Annotated in this window: 10 protein-coding genes and 1 pseudogene; 2 read left to right on the forward strand and 9 right to left on the reverse strand. The window is 66.6% G+C overall.

Annotated elements, in window-relative coordinates; translation table 11 throughout:
* From RT028_RS10825 to RT028_RS10845, 5 genes and pseudogenes are all read right to left on the reverse strand, one after another.
* Nucleotides 1-182 (reverse strand): hypothetical protein (locus RT028_RS10825; protein ID WP_312934794.1); only part of this gene is annotated, 182 nt, incomplete at its 3' end.
* An 81-nt stretch (nucleotides 183-263) separates the two neighbouring features.
* The gene (locus tag RT028_RS10830; RefSeq protein WP_312934795.1) at nucleotides 264-1,379 is read right to left on the reverse strand and encodes a M14 family metallopeptidase; all 1,116 of its coding nucleotides are present in this window, start codon (nucleotides 1,377-1,379) and stop codon (nucleotides 264-266) included.
* A 96-nt stretch (nucleotides 1,380-1,475) separates the two neighbouring features.
* The gene (locus RT028_RS10835) at nucleotides 1,476-3,134 is read right to left on the reverse strand and encodes an ATP-dependent DNA ligase (RefSeq protein ID WP_312934797.1); all 1,659 of its coding nucleotides are present in this window, start codon (nucleotides 3,132-3,134) and stop codon (nucleotides 1,476-1,478) included.
* Nucleotides 3,131-4,147, reverse strand: coding sequence for a ligase-associated DNA damage response exonuclease (locus RT028_RS10840; RefSeq protein WP_312934798.1), 1,017 nt, complete (start codon nucleotides 4,145-4,147; stop codon nucleotides 3,131-3,133). Before RT028_RS10840 ends, RT028_RS10835 begins: the two co-directional genes overlap by 4 nt.
* Before the next feature lie 72 nt (nucleotides 4,148-4,219).
* Nucleotides 4,220-6,648 (reverse strand): annotated as a pseudogene (locus RT028_RS10845) (penicillin acylase family protein).
* Between the two features lie 262 nt (nucleotides 6,649-6,910).
* Between RT028_RS10845 and RT028_RS10850 the strand changes: the two are divergent.
* Nucleotides 6,911-7,687 carry an EAL domain-containing protein gene (locus tag RT028_RS10850; RefSeq protein ID WP_409567234.1) on the forward strand — a complete coding sequence of 259 codons (777 nt, stop codon included), beginning with the start codon at nucleotides 6,911-6,913 and terminating at the stop codon, nucleotides 7,685-7,687.
* Between the two features lie 30 nt (nucleotides 7,688-7,717).
* Here RT028_RS10850 and RT028_RS10855 read toward each other — a convergent pair whose 3' ends face one another.
* From RT028_RS10855 to RT028_RS10870, 4 genes are read right to left on the reverse strand one after another with little or no spacing between them, the layout of a single operon-like run.
* Nucleotides 7,718-7,927 (reverse strand): SEC-C metal-binding domain-containing protein, encoded by a 210-nt coding sequence (locus RT028_RS10855; protein WP_312934801.1) that lies wholly within the window; start codon nucleotides 7,925-7,927, stop codon nucleotides 7,718-7,720.
* 6 nt (nucleotides 7,928-7,933) lie between these two features.
* Nucleotides 7,934-8,410, reverse strand: coding sequence for an LEA type 2 family protein (locus tag RT028_RS10860; protein ID WP_312934803.1), 477 nt, complete (start codon nucleotides 8,408-8,410; stop codon nucleotides 7,934-7,936).
* A 3-nt stretch (nucleotides 8,411-8,413) separates the two neighbouring features.
* The gene (locus RT028_RS10865) at nucleotides 8,414-8,890 is read right to left on the reverse strand and encodes a YchJ family protein (RefSeq protein ID WP_312934804.1); all 477 of its coding nucleotides are present in this window, start codon (nucleotides 8,888-8,890) and stop codon (nucleotides 8,414-8,416) included.
* A 4-nt stretch (nucleotides 8,891-8,894) separates the two neighbouring features.
* Nucleotides 8,895-9,389, reverse strand: coding sequence for a DUF6231 family protein (locus RT028_RS10870; protein ID WP_312934806.1), 495 nt, complete (start codon nucleotides 9,387-9,389; stop codon nucleotides 8,895-8,897).
* 163 nt (nucleotides 9,390-9,552) lie between these two features.
* On the opposite strand from RT028_RS10870, the gene RT028_RS10875 reads away from it, so the two are divergent.
* On the forward strand, nucleotides 9,553-10,254 hold the full coding sequence (locus RT028_RS10875; RefSeq protein WP_312934807.1) for an OmpA family protein: 702 nt from the start codon (nucleotides 9,553-9,555) through the stop codon (nucleotides 10,252-10,254).
* Nucleotides 10,255-10,471 lie beyond the last annotated feature (217 nt).

Below are 10,471 nucleotides of genomic sequence, written 5' to 3' on the forward strand. Positions count from 1 at the left end.
TTGCCGATCAGCGCGCGCAGGGCGGCCAGCCACACGGCGTAGGTCTTGCCGGCGCCGGTGCTGGCGTGCAGCAGGCCGGATTCGCCGCGGCCAACGGCCGCCCACACCCGTCGCTGAAAGGCGAACGGGCGCCAGCCGCGAGTAGCGAACCAGGAGCTGGCGGGATCAGAAGGTGATGGCATGCGGGGCCGGTCCGGACGAAGACTGTGTTGCAACAGACCGCACGTCGCCCCGGTTGGTTTTACTCGGTCAATGGCCTTGGCTCAGTTGCCCAGCAGGTAGCCGCTGCGGCACACCTGCTCGCCGGCCACATGGGCGATCACCATGCCGGCGGTGGCCAGGCGCCGCACGCTACGGGCATAGAGCAAGCCAGCCTGGGTGCTGCGCAGCACCTGCACCTGATCGGTGAGTGGGTCGATGACCTCGGCGATCACCTCGCCGGCCTCGACCCACTGGCCCGGCTGCGCCAGGTACACCAGCAAACCGCCAGTGGCGGCCACTACCAGCTCCACGGCAGCCAGCGGTGTGGCAGGGCGTGGCAGCGCAGGTAGCGCTGCGGTTGCACCTGCGATGACATCGCGGTAGCCGAGGTAATCGAGGATGGCCTGGCAATCCTGCTCGGCCAGGGCATGGCTGACATCGGCCTGGCCGCGCAGCTCCAGGGTGACTGAGAGGCTGCCCAGCGGAATCGGAAAGCGTTTGCCAAAGCGTTGTTGCAACTGCCACCACACCAGGCTGAAGCATTCGTCGAACGACTGCCCGCCCGAGTCGGTCGCCAGCAGGCTGACCTGCGCGCCCAGGTAGCGCGCCAAGGGCTCGACCTGCGGCCAGGCGTCGGGTGTGGTGTAGAGGTGCTCGACCGCCTCGAAGTCGCAGTGCAGGTCGAGCACCAGCTCGGCATCGCAGGCCAGCCGCTGCAGGGTCAGGCGCAACGACTGCAATGGGGTCTGGGCCTGATGCTCGGCCAGGGCCTCGCACAGGTGCTGGCGAATCAGCACCTGATTGCGCTCGGCGTCGTCGGTCAGCAGCGCTTCGATGCGGTCACCTACCTCATCGGACAGGTCGACGAAGCGTCGATTGAAGTTCTCGCCACTGTGCAACTCGAAACGCCCCAGCGGCGCATCGAGCACCATCTGCTCCAGGCCTGCCGGATTGGCCACCGGCACCAGCACGATCTCGCGGCGCAGGCGCCCGGCCGCTTCCAGTTCGCTCAACCGCCGCTTCAAGTGCCAGGCCACCAGCATGCCGGGCAGCTCGTCGGCATGCAGCGAGGCCTGGATGTACACCTTGCCGGCGCCACGTGGGCCGAAGTGAATGCTGTGCAGTTGGCGGGTGACGCCGGGGACGGGCGAGAGCAGGTCGTGGCTGACGAGTTGCATGAAGGGTCCTGAGTGCGCGAGGTGAAGGGGCAAGCGGGCGAGCAAAGCAGCGCCTGCAATGAAAGCACAGGATCGCCCGCACCGCCCGCACTCACGTCATTCGAGCAGCCCTTGCAGGATCGCCAGGTCATCCGCCTGTTCGACGGTCTTGTCCTGGCGCCAGCGCAACATGCGCGGGAAGCGCACCGCGATGCCGCTCTTGTGCCGCTTGGACAGGGCAATGCCCTCGAAGCCCAGTTCGAAGACCAGCGTTGGGGTGACGCTGCGCACTGGGCCGAAGGTCTCGACGGTGGTCTTGCGCACGATGGCGTCGACCTTGCGCATCTCTTCATCGCTGAGCCCGGAGTAGGCCTTGGCGAACGGCACCAGGGTGCGCTCGGGGGTGCCGGGTGGTCCGTCCCAGACCGCGAAGGTGTAATCGCTGTAGAGGCTGGCGCGGCGCCCGTGGCCGCGCTGCGCGTAGATCAGCACGGCATCGACGCTGAACGGATCGACCTTCCATTTCCACCAGACGCCCATGTCCTTGGTCCGCCCCACACCGTACAAGGCTTCGCGCTGCTTGAGCATCATGCCCTCGACACCCAGGCGCCGGGAGTCTTCGCGCTGGCGCGCCAGATCGGCCCAGTCCTCGCCGGTCAGTAGCGGAGACAACAGCACGGGCACCAGAGGGTGCGCCTCGACCAGCCGTTCCAGCTGGCTGCGCCGTTCATGCTGCGGCCGGCTGCGCCAGTCTTCGCCCTGCCATTCGAGCAGGTCATAGGCTTGCAGCACTACCGGCGCATCGGTCAGCAGTTTCTTGCCCAGGGTCTTGCGGCCCAGGCGTTGCTGGAGCAAGGCAAAGGGCTGCACCGCCACATCCTCAGCGGTGCTCCCGGGTTTCCACACCAGGATCTCGCCATCGAGCACCACGCCGTCCGGCAGCGCTTCGAGCAGGCTGTGCAGCTCCGGGAAGCGCTCGGTGACCAGTTCCTCACCGCGCGACCAGATCCACAACTGGCCATCGCGCTTGACCACTTGCGCGCGAATGCCATCCCACTTCCATTCGATCTGCCAGTCGCTGGGCGCACCCAACAGTTGATCAAACTGTTCGACCGGCGCTTGCAGGGCATGGGCCAGGAAGAACGGGTAGGGCTGGCCGCCGCGCTCGCGGTGTTCCTGGTCAGATTCATCAGCGACCAGCTTGAGGTAGCGTTCGGCCGTGGGCCGGTGGCTGAGGTCGGTGTAGCCAACCATGCGCTGGGCCACGCGCTTGGGGTCCAGCTCGGCCAGCTGCGCCAGGGCCCGGGTGACCAAGAGCTTGGACACCCCGACGCGAAAGCTGCCGGTGATGAGCTTGAGGCACAGCATCAGGCTCGGGCGATCGAGTTGCGCCCAGAGCGTGGGCAAGTGTTCGTGCAACGCCTCCGGGCTCTGCCCGCGCAACGGCAGCAGGTCGGCTTCGACCCAATGCGCCAGGCCTGCGTCGCTGGCGTACTCGGCTTCGGGCAGCAGCAGGGAAATGGTTTCGGCCATGTCGCCGACGGCCTGGTAGCTTTCCTCGAACAACCATTCCGGCAAGCCCGACATCCGTGTGGCCAGCTCGCGCAACACCCGCGTGGGCACCAGCTGCCGCGGCCGACCGCCGGACAGGAAGTACACCGCCCAGGCGGCATCGGCCGCAGGCGCATCGGCGAAATAGTCGCGCATCGCTTGCAGCTTGGCGTTGCTCGAGGTTGTGGCATCGAGGCGCAGGTACAGCTCGGCGAAGGCTTTCATGGGGTCGGCTCCGCGGCGCTGGCGTCGTCTTCTTCGCCATACTCGGTGACGAAACCGCGTGCATCCAGGCCCAGCTCGCAGAGGTAGCGCACAAGCACGTTGACCGAGCCGTGGGTGACCATCACCCGTTCGGCACCGGTCTGTTCGATGGCCCAGAGCAGGCCGGGCCAGTCGGCGTGGTCGGACAACACGAAGCCGCGGTCCACCCCGCGTCGGCGACGGGTGCCGCGCAGGCGCATCCAGCCGCTGGCGAAAGCATCGCTGTAGTCGCCAAAGCGGCGCATCCAGCTGCTGCCGCCGGCAGAGGGTGGCGCGACGATCAGGGCCTGACGCATCAGAGGATCGTTACGCGCGATGTCTCCGGCATAGCGTGTTTCGGGCAGGGCAATGCCGGCTTCGCGGTAGACCCGGTTCAGCGGCTCGACCGCGCCATGCACGAGGATCGGGCCAATGCTCGAATCGATCCCGTGCAACAGGCGCTGCGCCTTGCCGAAGGCGTAGCAGAACAGCACGCTGGCCTTGCCTTGGGCGCAGTTGCCGCGCCACCAGTCGTTGACCTGGGCGAAGATCTCGGCCTGGCTGGGCCAGCGGTAGATCGGCAGGCCAAAGGTGGATTCGGTGATGAAGGTATGGCAGCGCACGGGCTCGAACGGGTCGCAGGTGCCGTCGGGCTCGACCTTGTAGTCGCCCGAAGCCACCCAGACCTCGCCTTGATATTCCAGACGCACCTGCGCCGAACCGAGCACATGACCGGCCGGGTGCAGGCTCAGGGTCACACCGTGGTGCACCAGGCGCTCGCCATACGGCAGGGTCTGCAGGTTGATGTCCTGACCCAGGCGGCTACGGAGCACGCCAGCGCCGGGTGCAGCGGTGAGGTAGTGACCATTGCCGGGGCGCGAGTGGTCGCCATGGCCGTGGGTGATCACCGCGCGCGATACCGGGCGCCAGGGGTCGATGTAGAAGTCGCCCGGCGGGCAGTACAGCCCTTCGGGTCTTGCGATGACGAGGTCCATGGCGGTGGCGCCGATCAGGGGGTTCCTGTTGGGAGCGCCACGGCATGTGGGAAGTTCGACCGGATCAAGCCATCACTTGGCTGGCACCAGCGACAGGCGCTGCTGGCCATAGGCCCGCTCGAAATTCTGTGGCTGCACCGGCAGGCTCATGTAGCGACCCTTGAACCAGGCGTCCAGGCCATCGCTGAAGTGCGCGCTGGAGGGGTTGCCGGACTGGCCGGAGCTGGTCAGCAGTTGCAGCGGTTCGATCTGGCTGAAGTCGACGACCATGCGTGCCGAGGCGGGCAGGGCGGTATCGAAGCTGCTGCCCCAGGCGTAGGGGGTCAGGGCCAGGGTGCTGAAGTCGCCACCCGTCGCCATGGGTGCATGGGCCAGGCGATCACCGAGGCCGCCGAGGCTCGGCGTGGGCCAATGGTACTGATGCAGCGCGCCCCAGCGCCACGCACGGCGGTCGGCGCCCAGCTCGGCGCTGCCGGTTTTCATGGCGCTCGCCAGGCTGCGCGCGAGGATCACGGGTTTGCCCTCACGCTGCGGGGTGTTGCGATCGTCCCAGAACGGGCTGTCGTCGCGGCCCAGCAGGTGGTCGGCGTGGGCGGAGTACGAGAGCCGGGCACTGCTGACGAAGGCCTGCCACGCCGGGCCGGATTCGGGGCCCAGTTCATCCAGGAAGGTCAGCCGCGCGAACGCTTGCAGGAACAGTTCATACAGCGCGGCGTCGGCCGAGTCTGCGCTGAGCCGTCCATCGACGGCCTTGAGCCGGGCCAGCGCTTCGCGGGCCTGCTCGCGCTCGCCTGCTGGCAGCGCGTCGATGGCCTGCTGGAGCGGTTGCGCCATGCCAGGGGCCTCGAACATCTGCTTGAGCTTGCCGGCCAGTGGGGTGGTCTGGTCATTGAACAGTGCCATGAGGCTGCGGCTGTCCTGCCGGCCAGTTGCGCCAGGCGTTCGGCGCGCTCGGGGTAGTACCAGCTGCTGGACAGCTGCATGCCGTAGCCCTTGGGCTGACTGCGCTGGTTGGCGTGGCCGATCCAGCCGTTGCTCGGGTCCTGATCGTAGGGGTGCAGCATCGGGTCGGCGTAGCCGTCCCAGTCATAGCGCGCGTCCCAGCCAGGCGAGGGCACCAGGCCCTGGCCGTCGCGGCGGTTCGGGTAGCGGCCACTGACCTGCCAGCCGATGTGCTGGGGTTCGGCGAAGACGAAGTTGAGCGCGGCAGCACCGACTTCGCGGGTGCTGTCGAAGGCCTTCTCGACCGAACTGGCGCGGGTCAGGTCGAAGAGCGCATCGAGGCTGCGATCGCCCTTGAGTGAGGGCAGGTGCAGCGCCAGGGCCAGGCCGCTGATGCCCGGCTGGCCCAGCAGGGTGCCATGGCGGGTGTCATACAGCACCTCGCGCTGTGGGCGCTGGCCTTTGACGAAGAAGGTTTCGCTGCGGGCACGGGCCGGCAGCCACTTGCCGTCGGCGAGGTAGGTCAGCTGATTACCCTGGCGGCGAATCTGTTCCAGGTACAGGTCCTGGTCGTCGGCCATCACCGCGCTGCTGCTCCAGGCCAGTTTGCCGTTGTAGCCGGCCAGCACGATGGGTAGACCCGGTAGCGACAGGCCGGCCACCTGGTACTTGCCGGTGTGCAACTGTACCGGGCTCAGCGCCCAGGCCGCGCGGCTGTCGCTGGCCAGCAGGCTCTTGCCTGTGCGGCTGCGCTGCGGTGCCAGGGCCAGGTTGGCCGAGCCCGGATTGCCCAACAGGTGGTGGTCGGCCAGCTTCTGCGCAGCGCCGGCGAGGGCGGCGAGCCCGGGCAACTGGCGGCTAAGGTCGAGGCCCTTGAGCTTCCCGGCCTCGCCCTCGGCCAGCGGCTCGTCGGCGGCGACCGGCAGCAGCCAGGCCAGTTTGTCGCTGCCGACCTGCTGGGCCAGGGTCAGGGCAGACAGCTCTTCCTGCAGGTTCACCGACTGGCTGAAGGCGTACAGGCGGAAGATCAGCGCCGAGTCTTCCGGCTTCCAGTATTCGATGCGGTCACCGCTGCGTGCCAGGCCCTCAGGCAAGTGGTCGCGGTAGCGGAACAGGTAGGCGTTCACCCCGCGAGCGTACACCTCGAAAAAGCGCTGCAGGCGCGGCGAGGCGTCGGCGTACAGCTCGGCGGCGCTCTGGCGCAGGTTGACCGCACGCATCAGGCGATCGATGTCCAGCGCGTCTTCGCCGGCCACTTCGGCCATCCGCCCCTGGGCCAGCAGGCGCAGGGTGATCATCTGCTCGATGCGGTCCACGCCATGCACATAGCCCAGGCTGAACAGCGCATCGTGGAAGTTGCTGCTTTCGATCAATGGCGCGCCCATGCCGTTGCGCCGTACCGAGGCGCCCTGGGCCAGGCCCTTGAGCGGCTGCACTCCCACGCTGGGGGGCGCGCTACCGGGTTGAGCGGCCATCTGGCAGCCGGCCAGGCCGAGCATACCGAGCAGGGCGGCAGTTGCGCTGAGGCGTGGGCGAAAGGGCGCGGAGGCGGCGGCCATGGCGGGGGCTCCTGGAAGGCGGGGGGTGGTTTTTTGAAGGCGCTACGTTAGTGAGGGCAGGGTCACTGCGCAAGCGCCGCTGCAGGCTTTTTTACCGTGCACCGCTTCGCGCTGACGAGAAGCCGACAGAGGGCGTCGCACAGGCGACTCAGGGTCTGATTGAATGGGTGATGGCAGTCGCGTGATGGCACTGTCGAACCACTAACCTGTTGCAAGCGTCCAAGCCAGACACAGCGCAACCGACCACCCGAGGTAGACACGCATGACACGCCCATCCGCACCCCAGGATTCACCCCGCCCAGTCGGTTGCCGCCGGTGCGCAGACCAGGCACCGCTGCCGTTCGAGTTCAGCATGGCGTTTCAGCCCATCGTCGAGGCCGCTGAGCATCGTATATTCGGCTACGAGGCGCTGGTGCGTGGCACCGATGGCAGCGGTGCGTACAGCATTCTGCAGCAGGTCACCGAGGACAATCGCTACACCTTCGATCAGACCTGCCGGATCAAAGCCGTGGAGCTGGCCGCCAGGCTGCAACTGCAGGGTTACCTGAGCATCAACTTCCTGCCCAATGCCGTGTACCAGCCGGCGGCCTGCATCCGCGCCACCCTCGACGCCGCGCAGCGGGTCGGCTTTCCGACCGAGCGGATTCTCTTCGAGGTCACTGAAAGCGAGCAGCTCACCGATCGGACGCACCTGAAGAACATTCTCCTGGAATACCAGCGCCAGGGCTTCAAGACCGCCATCGATGACTTTGGTGCAGGCTATTCGGGCCTCGGCCTGCTAGCCGAATTCCAGCCCGACATCATCAAGCTGGACATGGAACTGATTCGCGGCCTGCACAATGACGCGGCACGCTTTGCCATCGTCGAGGGGATCGTCGGCATCTGCCGCAAGCTCGACATTCAGATCATTGCCGAGGGCATCGAGCACGTCGATGAATACGCGGCGCTCAAGGCGCTGGGGATTTCGTTGTTTCAGGGCTACCTGTTCGCCAGGCCTGCCTACGAAACCCTGCCGGTGCCGCAATGGCCGCTGGCCTGAGGCTGCCAGCGACCGCTCACATCACGTGCCTCAGGCGCCGTGGCACTTCTTGAATTTCTTCTCGCTGCCGCAAGGGCACGGGTCGTTGCGACCGACGTCCTTGAGGGTGTTGCGCACCGGTTCCTGAGGCGCGTGGTTGCAATGCGGGCCATGCACGTGGCCGTGGTCATGATGATGGTCATGGCCGTGGTCATGGTCGTGGTTGCAGTCAGGGCCGTGCACGTGGGGTTGCTGGGTCATTGCGGGTCACTCCGGTAGAAAATCGCCGTGCAGTATCTCACCACTGCGCGAGACATGCAGGGTGTCGTGGAAGAACACCCCGGTATTGATATCGGCATCCAGGCTGTACATCAGCGGCTTCTTGCTGCGGATCAGGCGTGCCAGCGGCTTGAGATGGCGCCACAGGTTGGTGCGCACGGTGATCTTGAAGGTGCGTGAATCCTCTGCAGCCACGCTGCGCCAGAGGCTGGCGTTGTCGACCACCAGCGGGATGTCGTTGATCTTCACCGAGTAGTCGAGGTTGCGGATGAACAGTCGGCTGTCGGTGGGGTTGTCGACCCGCAGGTGCAGCACGAACTCCTGCTGGTGCAGGCGGGCCTTGACCGTCTTCACCTTGACCAGATGGATCTGCGGCTCACGCCATTCGCGGGTGCCCCAGCTCATGCAGCCGCTCAGCAGGCTCAGCAAGGCACCCAGCAGCAATGTACGGCTCAGTAGCGTCATGGATCACCCGGCCAGGTAGCTGGCGCAGCATTTCTTGAATTTCTGCCCGCTGTCGCACGGGCAGGGATCGTTGCGGCCGGCCTTGAGCGGCACGGTTGCGTCGATGAAGTACCAGCGGCCCTCGCGCTGCACGAATGCCGATCGCTCGCGGTGCTGATGATCGCCGTCGGCGTCGTGCCAGCGTGCGGTAAAGGTCACGAAGGCATGTTCGGGCTGGCCGCCGAGGACTTCGACGGCCTCGACCGCCAGCCCCAGCCAGGTGCTTTGCGCACTCCAGGCGCTGATCGCGGCGCGGTCCAGGCCAGGCTGCTGGGCGGGCAGGGTGGTGGCCTGCAGATAGTCGACCAGGCCCAGCACGTAGGCGCTGTAGCGACTGCGCATCAGCGACTGCGCGTCGGGGGCCGGCGTACCGGCGTGCCAGTGGCCGCAACAGGCGTCGAGGAGATTGCCACTGCCGCAAGGGCAGACCGAAACGCTCATGAAGTCACCACCAGTACTTGCCAAAATTTTCCGGGTTGGCCCAGAACCTGGCGTTGAGCCAGTCCGGGACCTGCTTGTAGTCACGTAGATCATAGGTGAACAGGCACAGTTGCTGTTCGCCACGGCTGAAGCGCTCGCTGGCCGACAGGGCCAGGGCGAAGAAGTCGGTGTCCTGCCAGCCGCACGCCTCGAGATCGACGAGTACCGCCACTTTGCTGGCGTTGAGATTGCGAATGCCGCCCAGCAGTTCCAAGCCGCTGCGCTTGGGCAGGTGTTCGAGGCATTCCACCAGCAGCGCCAGGTCGTAGCGGCATGCGGCCAGCGCGGCAGGCAGCGGGCCGGGTGGGGCGGTATCGAGCGTGCAGTGCGGATGCGTCTGGGCGAAGGCGTCCAAGGCGGGGAAATGGCTGCCGACCAGCAACAGGCGCTGCGGTCGGACGCGGTCGAGCAGAGCCGCCAAGGCCTGCTGCGGGGTGCGCTCGGAAAAAATCGTGGTCATTGCCGCTCCTCGTTGGAATCGCTCAAGACTAGCGGTCTGCGGCCCGCCGGCATAGGGGCTGCAGCGTCGGATGCTGGCGCAACGCTGGCAGAGCCGCAAGCGGCGGTCTTTACTGCGATGAGCCGGCCTGCAGGCCGGCTCCCATCCTCAGGAGAAGCAACGAATGAGCATAGTCCGCACGGCGATACCTCTGGTTCTGCTCACCGGCCTGTTGACCGGTTGCGCTGGCCTGCAAAAAACCGACTGGCCCAAATGCGCGGCGGTAGGCGGCGTAGGCGGCGCTGCCCTAGGCGCCATTGAAAGCTCCAGCTGGGCCGGTTGGGGCGCGCTGCTTGGCGGCGGCCTGGCCGCCGGTTACTGCTGGGCCCACGGCGATGCCGACGAAGATGGCGATGGCGTGCCAGACAGCCGCGACAAGTGCCCCGGCACGCCGCGTGGCGTGCAGGTCGATGCCACGGGTTGCCCGCTGCAGCCGCCAGCGCCGCCGGTGGTCGAAGAGGTGGTGGTGGTCGAGCAGGAAGAAACCATCGTGATCCGCGACGTGCATTTCGAGTTCGACTCGGCGCGCCTCACTGCGGCCGACAAAGACCGCCTCAATACCATCGCCACGCGCTTGAAACAGGAAGCGGCCAGCGCTCGGCTGAGCGTGACCGGGCATACCGACAGCGTAGGCGCCGACAGCTACAACCAGAAGCTGTCTGACCGCCGTGCGCATTCGGTGACCGACTACCTGGTCAGCAGCGGCGTGCCACGCGCCAGTTTCGTCTCGGTGCGCGGCGCCGGTGAAAGCCAGCCTGTGGCCGACAATGCGACGGCCGATGGCCGGGCGATGAACCGCCGTACGGAAATCAAGATCCAACGCTGAAGAACGGCCTGCCCGCGTGTGATCCGTTGAGGATGCGCGGGCGGGACGCTGGTGGGGGGCGGCGAGGTGGGTCACCCCGTGCAGCGGTGTGGCTGCGGCCAAAGCCTGCCGCGGCATGTCTGGCGAACGCTCGCGTTCCAGGCAGCCGCTGCTGGCAACGTCACTGGATTACTGGATTACTGGATTACTGGATTACTGGATTACTGGATTACTGGAT

This window comes from Pseudomonas sp., from assembly GCF_032058845.1.
Classification (GTDB): domain Bacteria; phylum Pseudomonadota; class Gammaproteobacteria; order Pseudomonadales; family Pseudomonadaceae; genus Aquipseudomonas.